Genomic DNA, 20,444 nt, shown 5'->3' with positions numbered 1-20,444 from the left:
TCAACCCCCGGCTTCTACGCTGTCAGGATGGCCGCCCATGGCGTGCTCATCGCTAGCGTGCTGATTGGTAACGTGGCCATAGGCAGCGTGATGGGAGGCCACTTGGGCACTCTCGAGCTCACCGCTTTCGCCATGGCTGTCGTGGGCTTCAACTACGGCGTCGCTATGTGCCGCATGGTCACTGTGGCCACCATGGCCGCCGTGGCCTTCACCACCCCCGTGGAAGCTGGTCAGAATCGTTTCGTACAGGGCGGGTGCCACTGCCGAGTAGTGTTCGACCGGGTGGTATTCACTGGGGGTCGCCAGGGCGTTGTAGCCCTCGGGGTAGGTCAGGGTCTGGCCTGCTTCACGCACGTTGGCCACCCAGGCATCGAAGTCGGCTGGCGAGGTCACGTGGGCGTCGAAGGTCATGCCGGAGAAACCGGCTCCGCTGTAGTTGGTGGAACGGCCTGGGTAGACGCCCACTTCATCGGCGATCAGGTGCACGTCGTTGTCCATGCCCGCCATGGCGTAGATCTGGCTGCCCAGGTGGGGAATGAAGAACGCATTCATCACCGAACCAGAGCTGACCCTGAAGCGCACCGGCGTATCCACCGGGAAGGCCACTTCATTGACACTGGCAATGCCCTGCTCGGGGTAGATGAACAGCCATTTCCAGTCCAGCGCCACCGCCTGTATTTCCATGGGCGCTACGCTGCTTTCGATGGGCTTGTGGGGGTCCAGGGAGCGCGAGGTTTGCCAGGTAAGAAAGGCGAGAACGGCGATGATCACGCAAGGCACGCTCCACACCGCTGCCTCGATGGCATTGGAGTGGGCCCAGTCAGGCAGGTACTTGGCAACGCTGTTGCTGCGCCGGTAACGCCAGCCAAACAGCAGCGTCATGACGATCACCGGGATCACCACAATCAGCATCAGCCCAAAGGAGGTCAGAATCAGCGAGCGCTGCTCGACGCCAATCTGCCCCTTTGGGTCCAGCAATGCAGAACTGCAGCCCGCCAACAGCAGGCACAGCACAACGAGCACAAGAATGCCTCGTCTGCGCCAAAGGGTAGGTAATTGCATGGGTGTAGTCTCGTGAGAGAGTGGCTGATACAGCCTGCTGCTGGCTGGCTAACTAGCCAGCTAAGTAGCAAGCTAACTATTACCCCATACATTTCCCAAAACCGTCGAGGATTGACGTGCTCCGGGAAAGGTATGCGCTACCGGGAGGGCTAGGTAGCGAGTCTTAACCACACGTTGCGTGTATAAATTAAGACTAAAGTATTTTCCATTGATCTCCGTCAATCAGAAAGAGACGCTTTGCCGCACCCCAGGGGCGGCCAAATGTGTTAGGCAACGCTGATGCTGAGGGAGCTGGCGGGATGGTTTTCCAGCAGGCCAGGGGCGCGCTCGTCGTCAGTGATCACCACGTCGAAATCGGCCAGCGAGGCAAAATAGGCGGGCCGTACGACGCCGAACTTGCTGGCATCGACCACCAGCAACCGCTGCATGGCGGTAGCAATCGCCGCTTGTTTGGGAGCCACTTCGTGGAAGTGAAAACAGCTCACTCCGCGCTCCCAGTCTACTCCTGCCGCTGAAATCAGCGCCTTGTTGATGCCCAGCCGTTCGATGGCACCCCGCATGCCATCGCTGCCGAAAGACTGCGACGAGGCGTGAAACAGCCCCCCCCAGCAGCACCAGCCGCACGTTGGGCAGCGCGGCAACCGTGTTGGCCACGTTCAGCGCGTAGGTCACCACGGTCAGCTCGCGGAAGTGGCTCAGTTGGCCCAGCAAGGGAATCAGCGTAGAGCCACAGTCGATAAACAGCGTGTCGCCTTCATCGATGAAACTGGCGGCACGCTGGCACAGGCGATGTTTGACATGATAGTGGCTGGCCTGCTGCTCGGTAAGGTCGTAGACCGGCGTCACGCCGGGGTAGCTGGCCATCACCAGCCGCCCCCCCAGCAGGCTCAAGGGAGATGGCTGCGTGGCGAGGTCTCGGCGAATGGTCATCTCCGACACTCCGCACAGCTCGGCAGCATCGCGCAGGTGCAAGGTTCCCCCGCTTGCCAGGGCTTCTTGCAACATGGCCAGGCGCTGGGCACTCCGGTCATTCACAGGCATCTCCTTGTGATTCATCTTGTTATCGGGTTACAGCGCACAGGTACGCTTATGCTGAGACAGCGCCCCGCGAATTTCCACTCCCCCGCCACTCTGTTTGCCGCCATGAGGCGCATGAAACACTCGGGTAGTGTTGATGTGACAATACTTGCAAATCAACGTTAAAAAAATAACACTCGATGTTATAATTTTAACATTAACGCCAGCCTGCACGACCCACAACGTCGGTATGCCACCACTCGTGGCACCGTAATAACCCTTGTTGAGGCTTTCATGACCGCTTTATCCCCCTCTTACGTTTCTTCGCTCGTCACGCTTGGCGCTGGCGTTTTCCTGGCTGGTGCGCTGGCCGCAGCCCCGGCCGTTGCCAATGACGCAGCGAGTGACCCAATGACCCCGCACTGGTCGTTTGCCAACGTTTCCCTGAACTACCTGGACTGGTCCAACGGCACCGAAGCGCGCACGGCGAGCAATGCCGCCAAGAGCGACTTCACGTTCGTTGAAATCGAAGGCGGCGTCGGCTTTGGCTGGGGCGAGTTCTACGGCTTCTTCGATTTCGAGAACCCGACCAACGACCAGTTCGACGAAGCCAGTGGCGGCAAGGACAACTTCCGTACCGCAGGCAAAGTGACCTCGCACATTTACCTGGGTGACAGCCCGCTGTCGCTTTACGCCCACGTTTATGACTTCCGCGACTACGGCTTCAATGGCCGCGAGCAGGACCAGATTCTCGGCCTGGGCTACCGCACGACGTTCGCCAACGGCCTGTGGTTCAAGCCCTTCATCGGTGCTGCCAGGGTTCAAAGTGATGGCTACACGGGCATGAACGGCTACATGGCTGGCTGGGTCGCGGGCTATGACTTCACCGCGCTGGACCAGAACTTCAGTGTGACCAACTGGCACGAGCAGACCTTCGGTCGCGACAGCGACTACCTTTCCCAGAACTACGTCAACGGTACCGCAGGGAGCGTGGGGACCAACGGCGCATTGAGCCTTTGGTGGCACCCGTCTGACTTGATCACCACCGGCGTGCAGTATCGCTACTCAGAGAACAAGCTGGGTACACCCGACGCCTATCAGAACGCGATGATTTACTCAGTCAAGCTAAACTTGCTGTAATCGCTCCCACTTCTCACGCTCCGAAGGTACTCCCATGACCCTCATCATGAGCCTGGTTGGCATGGTCACTCTGGTGGCCATTGCGCTTGTTTTCTCCTATGACCGCAAGGCGATTCGCCTGCGTACCGTGCTGGGTGCCTTCGCGATCCAGGCGGGTATCGGTGCGTTCGTGCTCTACGTACCGTTTGGCCAGGCCGTTCTGCAGGCCATTTCGGCAGGCGTCAGCCAGGTGCTGGTCTACGCCAATGACGGTATCGGCTTTTTGTTTGGCGGGCTGGCTGACGTGGACAATGTCGGCTTCGTCTTCGCCATCAAAGTCCTGCCGGTCATCATCTTTTTCTCCTCGCTGATTGCCGTGCTCTACTATGTCGGCATCATGCAGTGGGTCATCCGGATTCTGGGTGGCGCATTGCAGAAGGCACTGGGCACCTCGCGCACCGAGTCGCTTTCGGCCACGGCCAACATCTTCGTGGGCCAGACCGAGGCACCGCTGGTGGTGCGTCCGTTCATTGCCCGCATGACCCCTTCGCAGCTGTTTGCGGTGATGTGTGGTGGCTTGGCTTCCGTGGCGGGTTCGGTGCTGGCGGGCTATGCCGCGCTGGGCATTCCCATGGAGTATCTGGTGGCGGCCTCGTTCATGGCGGCGCCTGGCGGCCTGCTGTTCGCCAAGCTGATCATGCCGGAAACCCAGAACGTGGAAGATAGCGACAGCGTTTCCAAGGTCGATGAAGAGCTGAAAGAGCAGGACGACAAGCCCGCCAACGTGCTGGATGCAGCGGCTTCTGGCGCGACTTCCGGCCTGATGCTGGCAGCCAACGTGGGTGCCATGCTGCTGGCCTTCATCGCCCTGATCGCGCTGGTCAACGGTATTCTGGGCGGCGTGGGCGGCTGGTTCGGTTTCGAGGCATTGAGCCTGGAGCTGATTCTGGGTTGGCTGTTTGCCCCGCTGGCCTTCCTGCTGGGCGTGCCCTGGGAAGAAGCCACCCTGGCGGGCTCGTTCATCGGCCAGAAGCTGGTGGTCAACGAGTTCGTGGCCTTTATCAACCTGGCTCCCTACATTGAAGGGGAACAGGTGGTGGCTGCCACGGGTCAATTGATGACGCCCCACACCATGGCCATCCTGTCATTTGCCTTGTGTGGTTTTGCCAACCTGTCGTCGATTGCCATTCTGCTCGGTGGCCTGGGCAGCATTGCCCCGACCCGCCGCAAGGAGATTGCTCGGTTTGGTGTGAAAGCCGTGCTGGCAGGCACGCTCTCCAACCTGATGTCTGCCTCGATTGCCGGTTTCTTCCTGGCGTTGAGCAGCCTCACCGCCTGACGCAGCGAGTACGCGATAACGCAACGGGCGCTGCTTTAGTACGCAGTGCCCGTTTTGTCTTTTACCGATTAATGAGAACTTCATGACTGCCACCGCTTCCCCCCAGCTTATCCAGGCCGCCCGTCACGCCCTGACGTTAATGGACCTCACCAGCCTGAACGACAGCGACACCGACAGCGTGATCGAAGCGCTGTGCCAGCAGGTCAAGACCCCCTACGGCCACCCGGCAGCGGTGTGCGTTTACCCCTCGTTCATCGTCACGGCAGCCCGTGCGCTGAGCGCCCACAAGCTGGATGACCAGGTCAAGATCGCCACGGTCACCAACTTCCCCCATGGAGGCGATGACATCATGAGCGCGGCCCGTGAAACCCGCGAAGCCGTGGCATCGGGCGCTCATGAAGTCGACGTGGTGTTCCCCTACCGCGCCTTGATGGCAGGCGATGAAGAGACTGGCCGCGAGCTGGTGGAAATGTGCAAGGCCGCCTGTGGTGGCCAGGCATTGCTGAAAGTCATCATCGAATCCGGCGAACTCAAGAACCCTGCGCTGATCCAACGTGCCAGTGAGCTGGCCATCGAAGGTGGCGCGGATTTCATCAAGACCTCGACCGGAAAAGTGCCGGTCAATGCCACGCTGGAAGCCGCCGAGATCATGCTCAAGGCCATCAAGGCCAGCGGCAAAGACGTTGGTTTCAAAGCCGCCGGCGGCGTACGCAGCGCAGAAGAAGCCGCTGAGTACCTGGCGTTGGCAGCCGACATCATGGGACCGCAGTGGGTCACCCCGGCACACTTCCGGTTTGGCGCCTCCAGCCTGCTGGGCAACTTGTTGAACACACTCGACGGTGGCGCTGACGCGGCGCTGCTCTCCATCACCAACGGAGGCTACTAAATGTCGTCCAACGCTTCTCACCACGCGCTGCTCCCTCAAGAACTGATTCGCCTGAAGCGCGACGGCCAGCTGCTGCCCGCTGAAGAGATCAAGGCGTTCGTGCAGGGCATCGCCGATGACCGTATCAGCGATGCGCAGATCGGCGCCTTCACCATGTCGGTCTTTTTGAATGGCATGAGCCGCGAAGAAGTCGTGGCATTGACCACCGCCACGCGCGATTCTGGCCACGTGATGCAGTGGGATTCGCTCAACCTGCCCGGCCCCATCGTGGACAAGCACTCCACCGGCGGCGTGGGCGATCTGGTGTCGCTGGTGCTGGGCCCGTGGGTCGCGGCCTGCGGCGCCTTCGTACCGATGATCTCCGGCCGGGGCCTGGGCCACACCGGCGGTACCCTGGACAAGCTGGAGTCGATCCCCGGCTATGACCCCTACCCCGCCCCCGAGCGCTTCAGTGAGGTGGTGAAATCCACCGGCGTGGCGATCATCGGCCAAACCGGCAACCTCGCCCCGGCCGACAAGCGCATCTACGGCGTGCGTGATGTCACCGCCACCGTGGAGTCCATCCCGCTGATCACGGCCTCGATTCTGGGCAAAAAGCTGGCCTCTGGCCTGGACGCCCTGGTAATGGACGTCAAAGTGGGCAGCGGCGCGTTCATGCCCACCCCGGAAAAGTCCCGCGAGCTGGCTAAAAGCATCGCCAACGTGGCCACCCAGGCAGGCACACCCACCACCGCCCTGCTTACCGACATGAGCCAGCCACTGGCCCCGTGTGCCGGTAACGCGGTAGAAATCGTCGAAACCCTGGCGCTGCTGCGCGGCGAGCGAGCCAACAGCCGCGTGATGCAGGTCACCCGCGAACTGGCCGTTGAGATGCTGATTGCGGGCAAACTGGTGGCCAACCGCGAAGAAGCCCTCGCCAAGCTGGACAACGCGCTGACCTCCGGCGCAGCAGCCGAAGTGTTTGCCCGTATGGTGCGCGAACTGGGCGGCCCCGCCGACTTCATGGAGCGCTCGGACAGCTACCTGGCCACCGCCCCGATCGTTCAAGCGGTCTACCCCGAGCAGAGCGGTATCGTGCAGCGTTTCGATACTCGCGCCGTGGGCATGAGCGTGGTAGAGCTGGGCGGCGGCCGCCTGCGTAACGACGCCAGCGTCGATCACAGCGTGGGCTTCAGCGACATCGTCGAAATCGGCGACCGTGTCGACAGCCAGCGCCCGCTGGCCATCGTCCACGCCCGCACGGAAGACGCCGCGGCCCGTGCCGCTGCTCAGCTCCGTGCGGCGGTCACCATCGGCGATGCCGACGCCACCGCCAACACCCTGTTGCAAGAGACCTTCCGAGGAGAAGCCTGATGCGCCGCGCCATCGTCCTGGTACTCGACTCTTTCGGGATCGGTAGCGCCCCCGATGCCGCCACCTTTGGCGATAAGGGGGCAGATACTCTGGGCCACATCGCTGCCGCCTGCGCGCGAGGAGAAGCCAACACCGCCGAGCGCTCCGGCCCATTGTCGCTGCCCAACATGGCCGCGCTAGGCCTGTTCCACGCCCACCGCGACGCCACTGGCAGCGTGGCGGAAGGTGTCAGTTTGCCCGACCAACTGACGGGCGCTTACGCCCACGCCAAAGAGATCTCCAGCGGCAAGGACACCCCCTCCGGCCACTGGGAAATTGCCGGTGTGCCGGTACGTTTCGACTGGGGCTACTTCCTCGATAAAACCGACAGTTTCCCACTCGAACTGCTGGACGCCATCATTCGTGACGCCGAGCTGACCGGCGTGATCGGCAACTGCCACGCCTCAGGCACCGAGATCATCGCTCGCCTGGGCGAAGAGCATATCGCCACCGGCAAACCGATCGTGTACACCTCGGCCGACTCCGTGTTCCAGATTGCCGCCCATCAAGAGCACTTCGGCCTGGAACGCCTCTACGCGCTGTGCGAAACCGTCCGCGAACTGCTGGAGCCCTACAACATTGGCCGCGTCATCGCTCGGCCGTTCATTGGCGAAGACCGCGCAAGCTTTGCGCGCACCGGCAACCGCCGCGACTACAGCGTCGAGCCGCCCAGCCCCACCGTGCTGCAAAAGCTCGCCGATGCCGGGGGCGAAGTGGTGTCGATTGGCAAGATCGCCGACATCTACGCCCACTGCGGCATTACCCACAAGGTCAAGGCCAGCGGCCACGACGCGCTGATGGATGCCACCCTGGCGGAAGTCGCGCGCACCGCCAACGAGACCAGCGACCGCCCGACCATGATCATGACCAACTTCGTGGATTTCGATTCGGTCTACGGCCATCGCCGGGACGTACCGGGCTACGCCGCCGCGCTGGAGCACTTCGATGCCCGCCTGCCGGAGCTGCTGGCAGCCCTCGATGACGACGACCTGCTGCTGCTCACCGCCGACCACGGCTGCGACCCCAGTTGGGAAGGCACCGAGCATACCCGCGAATACGTGCCGATCATGGTACGCGGCGCAGGCTTCGCCCCCGGCCCGTTGGGCGAGCGCGGCACCTTTGCCGACATTGGCCAAACCCTTGCGGCGTTCTTCGCCGTAGACGCCATGGCCGACGGCGAGAGCTTTTTACCTGACGCTGCTTAAAGGCAAATAACCAACCTCTAGCAAAAAATCGAGCAAGGTCTGAATCAGCCCGTAGCGGGGGTCTTTCGCCATGGATGGCGAAAGTAGCGCCCAGGGAAGGGTTCACAGCGCCCCCGCGAAGGGCTGATTCAGACCGTTAAATTATATGGGAGCGTGACATGGCTACACCGCATATTAATGCCGAAATGGGCGATTTCGCCGATACCGTCCTGATGCCTGGCGACCCGCTGCGCGCCAAGTACATCGCCGACACCTACCTGGAGAACGTGCGCCAGGTCAACGACGTGCGCAGCATGTTCGGCTACACCGGCACCTACAAAGGCCGCGAGATTTCCGTCATGGGCCACGGTATGGGCATCCCCTCCGTGTCCATTTACGCCAAAGAGCTGATTACCGATTACGGCGTGAAGTCGATCATCCGCGTGGGCTCCTGCGGCGCGGTACGTGACGATGTCAACGTGCGCGACGTGGTGATCGGGCTGGGTGCCAGCACCGACTCCAAAGTGAACCGCATGCGCTTCAATGACCACGACCTGGCCGCCATTGCCGACTTCGAGCTGGCCAGCCACGCAGTGGCAGCCGCCAAAGCGCAGAACGTCGCCGTGAAAGTCGGCAACATCTTCTCGGCGGACCTGTTCTACAACCCGCAGACCGACATGGCCGAGCTGATGAAGCGCTACGGCATCGTCGGCGTCGAGATGGAAGCCGCAGGCCTGTATGGCGTGGCCGCCGAGTTTGGTGCCCGTGCACTGACCATCTGCACCGTCTCCGACCACATTCTGAAAGGTGACTCGCTCTCCAGCGCCGACCGCCAAACCACCTTCAACGACATGATGGTGATTGCCCTCGACACCGTTCTGCGCGATGACGCCGCCAAGGCGTAATGCCCGGCGTCTTGAGCCCATAGACATCCTGAACACAGAGAGAGAATAGCGCCATGAGCCACGCGGATCAGGCATTGGTCGACACGCTGCTGACCACCCTGGGCAACGCCTACGCGCCCTACTCCAACCACCCCGTGGCGGCGGTGATGGAGTGCCCCGACGGCCAGCAGTTTGCCGGTAGCAACGTGGAAGTCGCCCACTACAAAGGGCTGTGTGCCGAAGCCTCGGCGATTTCTGCCATGATTACCGCTGGCCAGCGCGAGCTGGCCAAGGTCTACGTGATGGGCCCCGGCGAGCACCTCTGCACGCCCTGCGGCGACTGCCGCCAGCGCATCCGCGAATTCGCCACCCCCAGCACGCAAATCATGGTGCTCTCCAAACAGGGCGAGGTGTTGAAAACCTACACCATGGACAGCCTGCTGCCCGACGCTTTTGGGCCGGAGCAGCTGCCGGGGCGTTAAGCCGTTTCCCGCAGCACCAGCGCCACCGGCAGCGACACGTGCCGGGGCGCTTTTCCTGCCAACGCATCGCCCAGCAGCTCCACGCTCATCGTCGCAATGGCGGCAATGTCCTGGCGTACGGTGGTCAACCCCGTGGCCAGGGTGGGCAGGTCGTCAAAGCCGGTGACGGCTACCTCGCAGGGCACACGAATACCGCTGTCTTCCAGGGCGGCCACGCAGCCCAGCGCCAGCTCGTCGGTGGCACAGACCAGCGCATCGAAGGGCAAGGGGGCGTCTGGGCGCTCCTTGAGCAAGCGGCTGAGCTGGCGATAGCTGGTCAGGGAGTCCGAGGTCAGCCGATGCGGCAGGCTAATCCACTGCTCGCTGAGCCCTGCCTCCGTGACGGCACGCTGATACCCGGAAAGGCGGCTGAGAGGTCGCGGCACGTCCAGCTCTCCCCCCACAAACGCGATTCGCGTTCGCCCCTGTTCGATCAGGTGCTGCGTCATCTGGTAAATGCCCGAGACATCGTCCGGGGCCACCGAAAAGCCGTCTCCTGCGTTGCCAATCCGTACGAAGGGAACGCCCGCTGCCTGCAGAAGGCCTGGCCTGGCATCTTCTGCCGTTTCGCCCAGCAAGATCGCGGCTCCTGCCCGCTCGGGCAGCTCATGGGTCTGATCGTGGTGAAAAAACACCGGTACCATGCCTTGCTGGTGCAGGGCCACGGTCAGGTGCTGGTAGAGCAGAATGTAGTAGGGCCGCAGCTCGATATCCTGTCGCCCAAGGGAGATCCCCACCACCGCCGCCTTACCGCTGATCAGTTGGCGAGCGGCGGCGCTGGGTTGATAGGCCAGCTCACGGCTGATGGTCAGAATTCGCTCGCGCAGCGCGTCGCTCAGCCCGGGCTTGCCGTTCAAGGCTCGGCTGACCGACGCGATGGATACCTCGGCACGCCGGGCAATTTCGCGGATGGTCGCCGCCGGTGCGCTCGATGTGTGCTGTTTCATGCCTGGCCTCAGCCGCCGTTGGGGGGCTTGATTGTACAAAAAGCGGGGCGGAAAATCGCCGCCCTCAGCGCAAGCAACCCCGTTCTAGCCAAGCCCTTGCGTTACCAGCCGCGTCTTCCCAGACGCGAGAGTTCACCCTCCAGCTGCTGCACGGCCAGCACCTCGTCATCCTCATACAGTACCGGGCACGTGGGGTTACGGCCAAACTCGATGGCGTGGGCTTTCTGCTGGGCTTCGGCGGTCAGATGAAATCTGCTGATCAACTGGCAATTGCCAGGCTGCGGTCCTCCAGGCTGGAAACGAAACAGGCATCCAGCACGGTTTGAATGGCCGCGCCCCGGGCAAAGTCGGGCTGGTCGTTCTCCCCAGTGCGAATGCTCTCGATAAAGCGCTGGTAGATGCTGGGCGTGGGCGGCGCCTTGACGGTGCTCCAGCGAGCGGGATGCACGTCATCGTTCAGACATACCTGAACTTCATCCTTGGAGGCATCGAGATCCACGCGGATCGCCCCCTTGTCGCCGTGAACGCTCAGCGTCAGCGAGTTGTGGTGCCCGGTTGCCCAGCGGGTCGCCTGAATCGTGCCCATGGCGCCGTTGGCAAAGCGCACGCGCATCAGCGCCGTGTCGTTGGCATCCAGCAGGTAGTCGCCGATGCGGTTGTCCGGGGCTTTGTCGAAGCAGGTGAGTTCGCAGTTGACGCGAGTGATATCGCCCACCGGGAAGCTGGCAAAATCGACGATATGCACGCCCACATCTCCCAGCACGCCTTTGCTGCCGTGGGCTTCCGAGAGCCGCCAGAGCCACTGGCTATCCTCATCCCAGCGCCCCCAGGCGTTGCTCACCAGCCAGCTCTGGCGATAGCTGGCATCCACGTGGCGAACGGTGCCGATGGCGCCGCCGGTAATCAGCGCTCGGGCGTGCTGAATGGCGGGGGCGTCCCGGTAGCTCAGGTTGACCATGTTGATGACCTTGGCGGCCTGGGCGGCAGCGGCCATCTCATGGGCATCCTCGGCATTGGTGGCCAGGGGCTTTTCACACAGGATGTGTTTACCCGCCGCAATGGCCGCCAGCGACGTGGCCTTGTGCACGCCATCCGGAGTGACATTGCTCACCGCGTGGATATCGTCGCGGGCCAGCATGTCGTCCAGCGACTGGTACACATCGGCAATGCCATGGCGCTCGGCGAAGGCCTGCGCCTTGGGAAAATCACGGTCGCAGACGGCAACCACTTCGACGCCTTCGAGTCGGCCATAGTGCTTGGCGTGCTCCCCCGCCATGCTGCCCGCGCCAATAATCGCAATACGGATCATTTGAAGCCCTCCTCACCGGGTTTGTGCAGGCTTTCGCCCTTGATCTCGACCGGGTTGGGCGCCTGGTCGGCGGGGACGTTGGGGCAGCTGTCGATCCACCGGGAGCCTTCCGGCTGCGCCCAGACCACGGCGTTCTTGAGCACCCGCTTTACCTGCTCGTCGTAGTAGATCGGGTAGGTTTCGTGGCCGGGACGGAAGTAGAAAATCTTGCCGTTACCGCGCTTGTAGGTCAGGCCGGAGCGGAACACTTCGCCGCCTTCGAAGGCACTGATGAAAATCACCTCGTCCGGGTTGGGCACCGCAAAGGGTTCGCCGTACATTTCGGTATGGGGCAGCTCGATGTAATCTCCGAGCCCTTGCACGATGGGGTGGCCAGGATTCACTACCCAGAGCCGCTCACGCTCACCAGCTTCCCGCCATTTCAGTGAGCAGGTAGTGCCCATCAAGCGTTTGAAGATTTTCGAGTAGTGGCCGGAGTGCAGTACGATCAAGCCCATGCCCTGTAGCACGCGCGTTTGCACGCGGTCGACGGTCTCTTCCAGCACGTCGCCGTGGGCGGCGTGGCCCCACCACAGCAGCACGTCGGTATTCTCCAGCGTCTCTTCGTCAAGCCCCTGCTCGGGGTCCTGCAGCGTGACCGCCGTGGCCGTTAGCGCTTCCGCTTCATTCAACCCATCGGCGATGCACTGGTGCATGCCGGTGGGGTAAATACGCGCCACTACGTCGTTGGTTTGTTCGTGGACGTTTTCGCCCCATACGGTGACTCGGAGTGTCATGTCGTTCTCCTCAGCGTTGAGAGGTGCTTGCTCACGAATGTGAGCGCTGAGGAGAAAAGTAAACGTTTACTCAAGAAGAGTAAACGTTTACTTATTGGATTTTAGTCGAACACCACCGGCGCACTGGCGTCAGGTTCTATTGCTGTTCAGACTGGAGCTTCGTCGGGGCGGTTCTCGGCGACGCGCTCGACATCCACGATGCCCGAGCGGCTGACCACGACTTTCCAGCGCGCCAGGTAAGGGGCATCTTCGCTGCCCGTTTCGCGCACCACCAGGTTGAACAGGTGGCGGCGCTCGACGCTTTCCCGCACCGCCTGCCCCTCTTTCAGGCGATAGATATGGTGCTTATCCTTGCTCATCAGTCGGGTCAGCATGGAGAGGTCAATGCTCAGGGTTTCGCGGGTATGCTCATAGCCGCTCAAGAAGCGCGTGGGGGACATGCGCGAGCTGGAACGATAGTGCATGACCACCTCTTCGCGCTGGGCCACCGTGCGCCGCCGCATCTGCTGTATGTCCTGGTCGAGGGCGGTATAGCGCTTGTAGTCGAACCATTCGAGCTGCCGACCGACCAGCGCATTGCGGGTAGGGTCGATGTATTGTCGCCGCCACTTGGGTCGGCCTCTTCTCAGCCATCGCCATAGGGTATTGCGCAGGTCGTCCTTGAACACTTCGCGCATGGCGTAGAGCAGCGCCATGGCCAGCACGAACAGTGCGGTGATGTCGCCAATCACGTCGCGCAGGTGCAGTACCCCCAGCGACACGAAGGCCATGACCACCGCGGTGGCCAGGGCCTTGACGGCTTTCTGTTCGCCGCTACCCAGCTCCAGCGCACGCTGCTTGAGCGTGATCGGGTACTCGATCAGCCGTCGCAGCAGGCGCATCTTGTTGGACATGCGGGTGGGGTCATCGCGTACGCGCTCGGCGTTGTACTCCTGCTGCTCGCGGTATTCACCTTCACGGTGGCAGATGGTCACCAGGCGTCGTTTGACCTCGCTGAAAGACCCTCCTTTCGGCATATGCGCCACCAGCGCCAGCAGCTGCTGCTCGGTGAACCAGGAAAGATAGTTGTCGATGTTGGCAAAGTACTTGTATAGCCGCTCATCGGTGGGCGGGTTACGCCGCAGGCGTTTGAGAATGCCGTCGCTCAGGTCGCTCATCTCGACCAGCTGGTCGTAAAGCTCGCTCGCCTTGTCGTGGGTATTGCTCTTCTCCTCACCCTGCAGGCGGCGCAGTTTACGGGCAGTGGAAAGCATGCCCTGGGTGGTGCGCTCCAGCGCCACCACGTACTGGTAGGCGTAGAGACTGAGGCTCAAGCGGTAGGAGTCGCTGCCCAGCTGGTTACGACTGGCCAGGCGGCTATGCACCAGCGGCAGATGGTACTCGTCGCTGTAGTAAGTGCGCGAGACGTTGATGGCGGCGTGATAAAATGCTTCTTCGGAGATGATGTGCGTACTCAGCCCCAGCTCTTGAGGCACGAACAAGTACACATCCAGCGTATGTGAGGTCTCTTCCTTCAGCCGTCGAGACAAGCGCAGTTGGAAGCTGTTTTTACGTTCAACGTTGATCACCCTCACTTATCTCCTGCTTTCATGACAGACTCGATGATATACCATGGTGAGCTCGCGAGTACGGCTGGCTGGCAGAGCGTCGTCTGCCAGCGCACCTCGATTAAAGACCGTACCATGAAGGTCGCGCCATGCAGCGCATATCATGGATCAGCGCTTTACTTCTTCGCCTTGGAGCCCAGGGATGCCCATCGCCCGTTTTTCACCCTTTGAGCTGCTGCTGCTAAAAAGTCGTAGCCAAGTGGATACGGCCACGCTACTGCTGCTTGGCTGGGTGCTCGTGCATCGCCAGCACGTTTCCGAGGGGCAACGCCGACGTCGGCTGGCCCAGGTCAGCGCGCAGTTTCGCCATGGGCACGAACTGGGGCCGATCATGAGCATTGCCCATAGCCAGGACCTTCACGCCATTCAATTGGCCGCCGAAGTCGTGCGCAAGGAGTGCTCCAGGGAGCGTAGCCTCAGCGTAATGCACCAGGCCATCACGGTGGCTACCGACGATGGCGAGCTATCGCTGGCCAACCACTATATTCTGCGCTTTCTGGCCGACCTGCTGAACGTGGTGCCCACGACCCTGAACACCCTGTTTCAGGAACTGACCGGCAAGCCGCTGCGAGCCCCGGAAGACCCTAGCCGCGATGCCTATTGGCAGGTGCACGACCCGGCGTATTACGCCCACAAGGCCGAGCAGGAAGCCCAGGCTGCCGAGCGAGAACAAGCCGCCCAGGCACAGGCCGAACAGCAGCAGCGCGCCAAGGCCGACAAGCAGCACGCACGCGCGCAGCGTCAGCAGCAAAAACAGCAGCGTAAGGAGGAAGCGCGCCAGGCTAGGCAGCGTGCCGAGCAAGCCCAGGAACACGCACGTGCAGAGCAACAGCGCCAGGAGCAGGCTCGCGCCGAACAGGCGCGTCGTGAACACGCCCGCCAACAGCAGGAGCAAGCCCGGGCGGAACAGGCCCGCCGCGAACGTTATCAGCGCGCCCCTCATCCTCCCCCGCCACCCGACCGTACCACCCGGGCACTGGCCGTGCTGGGGCTGACGCCCGGCGCCAGCAAGACAGAGGTGCGCAAGGCCTATCGACGCATGGCGCAGCTGCATCACCCCGACCGCTTCTATTCGGAAAGCGAACATCAGGTGGCGCTGGCCTCGGCACGTTTTCAGCGCATCAAAAACGCGTATGATTATCTGATGCAAACTTACCAGGCATGATGGATCGGCAAGCCTGCCGACCAATAGCCTGTCACCATGCTTTTTCACTGTGCTCACTGCTACGAGACCGACGCCGGATTATGCGCGACCTTTACCAACGCCTGACCCTGCCCCCCAATGCCAATGAGCAGCAGATCGACACCGCCGTGGCGCGCTGCCCCAATAGCGCCCTGCGCCAGGACGCCACCTCGGTGCTGACGGTGGCCCCGCACCGTGAAACCTACGATGCGCTGCACGGCACCTTGAGCGACATCGGCCGCCTCCGCGCGCGCCTTGGATTGACCCACGGAGCACACTGGCAAGGTGACGTGGCCAATGACTTCTCGCTGCCCCCTGACCACGCCATCTCGCGCCATGACGAACTGGTCGACCGAGTCAGCCACGCCGTTTCGCTATATAACCGCTGGCGAGGGCTGCGCGGGCCCTGGCTGCTGGTCACGCTGTTTGCGCTGGGCACAGGCCTGGGGCTAGCCACTGGCATTGCCCTAAGTCTGGGACTTGGGCTGGGGTTGCGCTAGCGGCGGCACGGCTGTTGAGCCCTCGGGGCGCTGCCGCTCGTCACGGCGAGTTTCGGCCTCGGTGGGCCTGGGCGCAGGCCTGGGTGGTTCGGGGGCATGCTGGGGCGAATCGACGTCGCCCTGCTGGCGATGCTGCAGCGTCATGTCGGTGCCATGGGGCTCGTCGCCACGGGCCTCAGAGCGTGCCTCCATACGCACGCTGAGCCGCGGTACACCCAGGTCAATTTCCTGGGCTTCCATGCGCTGCTTCAGCAGCAGATTGAAGGCCCGTGACACGTCCCACTGCATTTCGGGGGCGGTGCGAAAGCGCATCCGTAATATCGGGCAGCCATCTTCGAAGGCCTGCACCCCCTGCATCTCCAGCGGCGACCAGATGTAGTGACGCATCATCGGGTCCTTGCGCAATTCCTGAGCCGTTTCCTGCATCAGCGTGATGGCGTCATCGATTTTCATGTCATAGGGAATGCGAATCCGCATCAAGGCAATGCCGAATTGGCGCGACATGTTGTGGATCGATTCGATACGGCTAAAGGTAATGATGTGTAGCACGCCGTCCAAGTCGCGCAGTCTGACCGTCCGCAGCGTCAGCCCTTCGACGGTGCCCATGTGCGTATTGATGGTGACGAAATCATCCACCGCCAGCGAGTCTTCGATGAGAATGAAGATGCCGGTGATCAAATCCTGCACCAAGGTTTGCGCGCCAAACCCCACCGCCAGACCGATCACACCAGCACCGGCCAGCAGCGGCGTGACGTTGACCCCAAGGTTGGCCAGCCCAGCAATCACCGCAATGATCAGGATGGTGACAAAAATCACGTTACGGATCATCGGCGTGATGGTTTGCGCGCGGGCTTGATTTACCCGCCGCCCGCGGGAGCGAGCCGAAGAGGTCAACGCCCGCTGAATGGCGGTATCGGCAAAGATCCATACCAGCCAGGCCAGCAAAATCGTAGCACCAAGGCTCACCAGCGCTTGCCCGATGCGGGCGCTGGCCACCGCCGGCTGGCCTAAACCAAACAGCGAACCGCCCCACACTTGCATAGAGAGCTCGGCGAACACCATCCACGCGCAAATATGTGCCAGCACGAACCCGAAACGTTCCAAACGCTTGCGGTACTGGCTGAAGCGGCGGCGATGGCGGCGCTTGTTGAGCCGCTCGGCTTGGCGGCGCAGCAGCCCGGTCACGACTAGCGTCAGCACTAGTAAACTGGCAGAGACAATCGAGCGTGCCAGGGCCGTGCCCACATCCCCCACGGTAATGAAAATCGCCAGCAGCGAGCCGCCAACCATTAAAAGCGCCGGGATATGCCACAGCCCTCCCAAGGTACGAATCATCTCAACCGCGGCGCTGGCATCGCGGCGCTGCTTGTAAGGCCGGTTGCAAATCAGATGACGTATGGGGCGCTGAAACTTTAAGATAAAGCGCGCCGATAGCAGCGCTGCCAGCATGTTCGCCAGCACCGATACCAAGCCGGAAAGCTCTGTGCCCAGTAGTTCTACTAAGCGCGTGGAGTTCACCGCATCGCCCAAGGCAATCAGCGCGCCAATCACAAACAGGCCACGTAGCGCTTTGTGCTGTAACACCTGCACTGCCGGGAAGCGATGGCCCCGACTGAAGAAGGCGATCACGGTCTCAAACACTACCGAAAGCGCGCGGCCACATAGGCAAATATATGCCACCACCAGCACCACGGCACGCCCTGGGCTGTAAGGCAGGATTTGACCAATACCGAGCGTAATGGCAAATGACAGCGTCCACGGCAGCATGCGACGTAAAAAGTGCACCGCCAGCAGCCACGCTTTGGGGTCGCGGGGAAGATCCAACGGCCAGTGGCGACGCGTGGCGACTAAGCGGCCAAAGGCAATCATCACTACCAACAGCGCGCTCCATACAAAGGCCAACACGGCGCCGTCGGCCACCGCGCGAATGACCTCCCCTTGGTCAGCGCCCTCATGTAAAGCGCGTAAGTCATCCGCCCCCTGCACTAGCTGGCGTGACCACTCGTCAATCGGTGAATCTCCCGCCTGGGCCTGTTCGCCAATGTCGGTTAGCGTATCGGCCAGCGCGCCTAACAACCCCTGGCGAACGACGCCATCCTCCTCGGCGGCCTCGGTGCTCACCTGCAGCTCGCGCAGCGAATCCAGTAGTGCGGTGCGCTGCTCCTCGTTTTCAAGCATGGAGATCACATTGCCAAGCGAGCGCTGAAAATCTTCGTTACTTACCTCGGACTGTTCCGACGAGTCGCCACCCGTCAGGTTAGGCAAGGAAACACTCTGCGCCAGTGCCGCCGCGCTGAGCAGCATGCTGAGCACTACGCCTACGATGATTTGGGTTATCCAGTGCTGTCGCACGCATTACTCCCGATATAGACCGGCCACAGGTACCGGTGATTAACATTTACTTCGCTGATTACGCTCAGCCTCAACGTGTGACTATGATAGGCTGAGCCTTCAAACGTTCCTCTCAAGGATACCGAGATGACGCTGCAAGCCCCACCCAAACGCGTAAATAAAGATGGCCAAACACGCTGCGTCGGCGTTGAAATCGAGTTTGCCGGGCTACCGCCCCGCGAGACGGCTGAGCTGGTGCGCACGCTATTTGGTGGGGAGCTTAACGTGGTCAGCCCTCATCGGCTACAGGTGGAAGGCACACGTTGGGGAGAGTTTGGCATTGAGCTGGATACCCAATACGCCCACCCTGATAAAGCACTGTTGGAAGAGCACCATGAAAGCGACAGTGAATGGGCGCGCCAGCAGCACCAGCGGCGAGTAGAGTTTCACCAAAAAACCCGCGAGCTAATCGGCGATATGGTGACCGGCTTGGTGCCCACCGAAATCGTCTGCCCGCCTATTCCTTGGGACGAGCTAGAAACACTCGATACGCTCTTTGAAACGCTGCGGGAAAAAGGCGCCAAAGGCACCGATGCCAGCCTGCTGTACGGCTTCGGCCTGCACCTGAACCCAGAGATCGAGCGCGGCGAGGTCGATTACCTGCTCGCCATGCTACGCGCCTACCTGCTGCTGGCCAGTTGGCTACGCCAGGAAATCAAGGTGGATATCACCCGAGAGATGCTGCCGCACGCCAACCCGTTTCCCAAGGAGTACGCCCGCAAGGTGCTGGATCTGCGTTACCAGCCGGACCTCGACACCTTCATCGACGACTACCTGGCCGATAACCCTACCCGCAACCGCGAGCTGGACCTGCTGCCGCTGTTCGCCCACCTGCGCCCGGAACACCCTCACGAGCTGCTGCACGGCCAGTTGACCAAGCCACGGCCCACTTTTCATTACCGGCTGCCCAATGCGCAGCTGTCGCAGCCGGGCTGGGGCAGCGTGATGGAGTGGAACCGCTGGGTGGAGGTAGAGAAGCTGGCCCACGACCAGGACATCCTTCACGCCCGCTGCCAGGAGTACATGGCCGAACAGAACCAACCCTGGTGGCGGCGCCTCAAGCGCAGACTGTTTGGCCATGCCTAGACCTCTAATCGGCATCACGACCTCGGATTACAAAAGCCAGCTTGCCTGGTGCTTCGACTGGTTTGCCGTCTGGCGACACGGCGGCAGGCCGCTACGCCTTTCTCCTTCTCGCCCGTTGCCGGAGCACCTGGACGGCCTGATCATTGGCGGCGGAGACGACATTCAAGCCCACCTGTACGGCGGTGAAGTGCAGCTGGACGTACGCCTGGACCCAGCCCGTGACGAGCTGGAACTCCACCTGCTGAAGCGTTTCATTCCTCGCCATACGCCAGTGCTGGGCATCTGCCGAGGTGCGCAGCTGATCAACGTGCATCTGGGCGGCAGCCTGGACCCCGACATTTACACCACCCACGAAGGCTTGAAGCGGCGCCGCACGGTACTGCCCCGCAAAACCGTCGACATCGTGGGCGACAGCCAGCTCTATCGTTTGTTGGGGGCAACCTGGTGTCGTGTGAACAGCCTTCATCATCAGGCGGTCAACCGGGCAGGCAAGGGCATTCGGATCGTGGCGCGTGACCGCGATGGGCTGGTGCAGGGCATCGAGTCCACGGACCATGCGTTCTTGATAGGCGTTCAATGGCACCCGGAGTGGCTGATCTTCAACCGCCCCCAGCAGCGTTTGATACGTGCGCTGGTGGAGGCGGCCAAGGCGTCCCGCTAGCCTTTCAGCGCAGCCAGCGCCGTGTCGTAATCAGGCTCGTTCTTCAACTCGCTGACCAGCTCGCTGTGCAGCACCCGATCCTCGGCATCCAGCACCACCACGGCACGGGCGCAGAGCCCTTCCATGTTGCTGTTGCATAGCGCCACGCCCCAGTCCTGCTGAAATTCGCGGTGGCGGAACGTCGAGAGCGTCTCCACGTTGTCCAGCCCTTCGGCACCGCAAAAACGCTTGGCCGCAAACGGCAGGTCGGCAGACACCACCAGTACCACGGTGTTGTCCAGCGACGAGGCCAGCTCATTGAAGCGTCGCGTGGACGTTGCACAGGTGGGCGTATCGACGCTGGGGATGATGTTCAGCACCTTGCGCTTGCCTGCATAGGTCGCCAGGGTGACGTCTTCAAGGCTGCCGTTGGTGAGCGTCATGGCCGGTGCATCCTGCCCCACCGCCGGTAAGGTGCCCGCCACATCCATGGGTTGACCTGCCCGCGTAATCTGTTGCATATCAAGCTCCTAATGTATGGTAAAAGGGGAATGACGATCAGTGGCCCAGCTTACCGTGGAACTCCCTGATTCGGCTATCC

The 20,444-nt window shown here is 61.8% G+C and carries 19 protein-coding genes and 1 pseudogene; 11 read left to right on the top strand and 9 right to left on the bottom strand.

What is annotated here, in order from left to right:
• Both cyoA and B7L72_RS16095 read right to left on the bottom strand, forming a co-directional pair.
• A complete protein-coding gene (gene cyoA, locus B7L72_RS16100) occupies positions 1 to 1,062 on the bottom strand; it encodes a ubiquinol oxidase subunit II (RefSeq protein WP_081195498.1) in 1,062 nt (353 codons plus the stop codon).
• A gap of 266 nt (positions 1,063 to 1,328) precedes the next feature.
• A pseudogene (locus tag B7L72_RS16095) lies at positions 1,329 to 2,097 on the bottom strand (DeoR/GlpR family DNA-binding transcription regulator).
• Between the two features lie 276 nt (positions 2,098 to 2,373).
• On the opposite strand from B7L72_RS16095, the gene B7L72_RS16090 reads away from it, so the two are divergent.
• The 7 genes from B7L72_RS16090 to cdd all read left to right on the top strand — a co-directional run bounded on the left by B7L72_RS16090 (position 2,374) and on the right by cdd (position 9,365).
• Complete coding sequence (locus B7L72_RS16090; RefSeq protein ID WP_081195496.1) at positions 2,374 to 3,219, top strand: outer membrane protein OmpK; 846 nt, start codon at positions 2,374 to 2,376, stop codon at positions 3,217 to 3,219.
• A gap of 34 nt (positions 3,220 to 3,253) precedes the next feature.
• Entirely contained in the window at positions 3,254 to 4,537 is a 1,284-nt protein-coding gene (locus B7L72_RS16085; protein ID WP_081195495.1) for a NupC/NupG family nucleoside CNT transporter, read from the top strand.
• 82 nt (positions 4,538 to 4,619) lie between these two features.
• A complete protein-coding gene (deoC, locus tag B7L72_RS16080; protein WP_081195494.1) occupies positions 4,620 to 5,423 on the top strand; it encodes a deoxyribose-phosphate aldolase in 804 nt (267 codons plus the stop codon).
• On the top strand, positions 5,424 to 6,776 hold the full coding sequence (gene deoA, locus B7L72_RS16075) for a thymidine phosphorylase (protein ID WP_081195493.1): 1,353 nt from the start codon (positions 5,424 to 5,426) through the stop codon (positions 6,774 to 6,776).
• Positions 6,776 to 8,020, top strand: a complete 1,245-nt coding sequence (locus tag B7L72_RS16070) for a phosphopentomutase (protein WP_081195492.1) — start codon at positions 6,776 to 6,778, stop codon at positions 8,018 to 8,020. Before deoA ends, B7L72_RS16070 begins: the two co-directional genes overlap by 1 nt.
• A gap of 158 nt (positions 8,021 to 8,178) precedes the next feature.
• The gene (gene deoD / locus B7L72_RS16065) at positions 8,179 to 8,904 is read left to right on the top strand and encodes a purine-nucleoside phosphorylase (protein ID WP_016914679.1); all 726 of its coding nucleotides are present in this window, start codon (positions 8,179 to 8,181) and stop codon (positions 8,902 to 8,904) included.
• Positions 8,905 to 8,957: 53 nt separating this feature from the next.
• Positions 8,958 to 9,365, top strand: coding sequence for a cytidine deaminase (gene cdd / locus B7L72_RS16060; protein ID WP_081195490.1), 408 nt, complete (start codon positions 8,958 to 8,960; stop codon positions 9,363 to 9,365).
• Here cdd and B7L72_RS16055 read toward each other — a convergent pair.
• The 5 genes from B7L72_RS16055 to B7L72_RS16040 all read right to left on the bottom strand — a co-directional run bounded on the left by B7L72_RS16055 (position 9,362) and on the right by B7L72_RS16040 (position 14,004).
• Positions 9,362 to 10,351, bottom strand: coding sequence for a LacI family DNA-binding transcriptional regulator (locus B7L72_RS16055; protein WP_081195488.1), 990 nt, complete (start codon positions 10,349 to 10,351; stop codon positions 9,362 to 9,364). The two genes, cdd and B7L72_RS16055, sit on opposite strands and share 4 nt — an antisense overlap.
• 101 nt (positions 10,352 to 10,452) lie before the next feature.
• A complete protein-coding gene (locus B7L72_RS18640; RefSeq protein ID WP_176212905.1) occupies positions 10,453 to 10,614 on the bottom strand; it encodes a hypothetical protein in 162 nt (53 codons plus the stop codon).
• The gene (locus B7L72_RS16050) at positions 10,611 to 11,660 is read right to left on the bottom strand and encodes a Gfo/Idh/MocA family protein (protein ID WP_081195486.1); all 1,050 of its coding nucleotides are present in this window, start codon (positions 11,658 to 11,660) and stop codon (positions 10,611 to 10,613) included. The genes B7L72_RS18640 and B7L72_RS16050 overlap by 4 nt, the downstream gene beginning before the upstream one ends.
• Positions 11,657 to 12,436: a ThuA domain-containing protein gene (locus B7L72_RS16045; RefSeq protein ID WP_081195484.1), complete on the bottom strand. Its 780-nt coding sequence runs from the start codon at positions 12,434 to 12,436 to the stop codon at positions 11,657 to 11,659. The genes B7L72_RS16050 and B7L72_RS16045 overlap by 4 nt, the downstream gene beginning before the upstream one ends.
• A gap of 146 nt (positions 12,437 to 12,582) precedes the next feature.
• Positions 12,583 to 14,004, bottom strand: coding sequence for a hypothetical protein (locus tag B7L72_RS16040; RefSeq protein WP_081195482.1), 1,422 nt, complete (start codon positions 14,002 to 14,004; stop codon positions 12,583 to 12,585).
• Positions 14,005 to 14,185: 181 nt separating this feature from the next.
• Between B7L72_RS16040 and B7L72_RS16035 the strand changes: the two genes are divergently transcribed.
• Both B7L72_RS16035 and B7L72_RS16030 read left to right on the top strand, forming a co-directional pair.
• Positions 14,186 to 15,208 carry a J domain-containing protein gene (locus B7L72_RS16035; RefSeq protein WP_081195480.1) on the top strand — a complete coding sequence of 341 codons (1,023 nt, stop codon included), beginning with the start codon at positions 14,186 to 14,188 and terminating at the stop codon, positions 15,206 to 15,208.
• 80 nt (positions 15,209 to 15,288) lie between these two features.
• On the top strand, positions 15,289 to 15,726 hold the full coding sequence (locus B7L72_RS16030) for a hypothetical protein (protein WP_081195478.1): 438 nt from the start codon (positions 15,289 to 15,291) through the stop codon (positions 15,724 to 15,726).
• Here the strand turns inward: B7L72_RS16030 and B7L72_RS16025 are convergent.
• Positions 15,694 to 18,078, bottom strand: a complete 2,385-nt coding sequence (locus B7L72_RS16025) for a mechanosensitive ion channel family protein (RefSeq protein ID WP_081195476.1) — start codon at positions 18,076 to 18,078, stop codon at positions 15,694 to 15,696. The two genes, B7L72_RS16030 and B7L72_RS16025, sit on opposite strands and share 33 nt — an antisense overlap.
• Positions 18,079 to 18,204: 126 nt before the next feature.
• Between B7L72_RS16025 and B7L72_RS16020 the strand changes: the two genes are divergently transcribed.
• Both B7L72_RS16020 and B7L72_RS16015 read left to right on the top strand, forming a co-directional pair.
• Positions 18,205 to 19,203: an amidoligase family protein gene (locus B7L72_RS16020; protein WP_081195474.1), complete on the top strand. Its 999-nt coding sequence runs from the start codon at positions 18,205 to 18,207 to the stop codon at positions 19,201 to 19,203.
• Positions 19,196 to 19,864 (top strand): gamma-glutamyl-gamma-aminobutyrate hydrolase family protein, encoded by a 669-nt coding sequence (locus tag B7L72_RS16015; RefSeq protein WP_081195731.1) that lies wholly within the window; start codon positions 19,196 to 19,198, stop codon positions 19,862 to 19,864. The genes B7L72_RS16020 and B7L72_RS16015 overlap by 8 nt, the downstream gene beginning before the upstream one ends.
• Here B7L72_RS16015 and tpx read toward each other — a convergent pair.
• Positions 19,861 to 20,364, bottom strand: coding sequence for a thiol peroxidase (tpx, locus tag B7L72_RS16010; protein WP_081195472.1), 504 nt, complete (start codon positions 20,362 to 20,364; stop codon positions 19,861 to 19,863). The two genes, B7L72_RS16015 and tpx, sit on opposite strands and share 4 nt — an antisense overlap.
• Positions 20,365 to 20,444 lie beyond the last annotated feature (80 nt).

The organism is Halomonas sp. BC1, assembly GCF_002078135.1.
In the GTDB taxonomy this organism is placed as follows: Bacteria; Pseudomonadota; Gammaproteobacteria; order Pseudomonadales; family Halomonadaceae; genus Vreelandella; species Vreelandella stevensii.
Note: the sequence above shows the minus strand (reverse complement) of the source record. Positions and strands in the feature narration are given on the sequence as shown.

Excerpts from the sequence above, each read along its gene's own strand:
- B7L72_RS16085 (WP_081195495.1), top strand. The coding sequence starts at position 3,254 with ATGACCCTCATCATGAGCCTGGTTGGCATGGTCACTCTGGTGGCCATT.
- cyoA (WP_081195498.1), bottom strand. The coding sequence starts at position 1,062 with ATGCAATTACCTACCCTTTGGCGCAGACGAGGCATTCTTGTGCTCGTT.
- B7L72_RS16090 (WP_081195496.1), top strand. The coding sequence starts at position 2,374 with ATGACCGCTTTATCCCCCTCTTACGTTTCTTCGCTCGTCACGCTTGGC.
- B7L72_RS16070 (WP_081195492.1), top strand. The coding sequence starts at position 6,776 with ATGCGCCGCGCCATCGTCCTGGTACTCGACTCTTTCGGGATCGGTAGC.
- B7L72_RS16045 (WP_081195484.1), bottom strand. The coding sequence starts at position 12,436 with ATGACACTCCGAGTCACCGTATGGGGCGAAAACGTCCACGAACAAACC.
- B7L72_RS16030 (WP_081195478.1), top strand. The coding sequence starts at position 15,289 with ATGCGCGACCTTTACCAACGCCTGACCCTGCCCCCCAATGCCAATGAG.
- B7L72_RS16020 (WP_081195474.1), top strand. The coding sequence starts at position 18,205 with ATGACGCTGCAAGCCCCACCCAAACGCGTAAATAAAGATGGCCAAACA.
- tpx (WP_081195472.1), bottom strand. The coding sequence starts at position 20,364 with ATGCAACAGATTACGCGGGCAGGTCAACCCATGGATGTGGCGGGCACC.
- deoA (WP_081195493.1), top strand. The coding sequence starts at position 5,424 with ATGTCGTCCAACGCTTCTCACCACGCGCTGCTCCCTCAAGAACTGATT.
- deoC (WP_081195494.1), top strand. The coding sequence starts at position 4,620 with ATGACTGCCACCGCTTCCCCCCAGCTTATCCAGGCCGCCCGTCACGCC.
- B7L72_RS16050 (WP_081195486.1), bottom strand. The coding sequence starts at position 11,660 with ATGATCCGTATTGCGATTATTGGCGCGGGCAGCATGGCGGGGGAGCAC.
- cdd (WP_081195490.1), top strand. The coding sequence starts at position 8,958 with ATGAGCCACGCGGATCAGGCATTGGTCGACACGCTGCTGACCACCCTG.
- B7L72_RS16035 (WP_081195480.1), top strand. The coding sequence starts at position 14,186 with ATGCCCATCGCCCGTTTTTCACCCTTTGAGCTGCTGCTGCTAAAAAGT.
- B7L72_RS16055 (WP_081195488.1), bottom strand. The coding sequence starts at position 10,351 with ATGAAACAGCACACATCGAGCGCACCGGCGGCGACCATCCGCGAAATT.
- deoD (WP_016914679.1), top strand. The coding sequence starts at position 8,179 with ATGGCTACACCGCATATTAATGCCGAAATGGGCGATTTCGCCGATACC.
- B7L72_RS16015 (WP_081195731.1), top strand. The coding sequence starts at position 19,196 with ATGCCTAGACCTCTAATCGGCATCACGACCTCGGATTACAAAAGCCAG.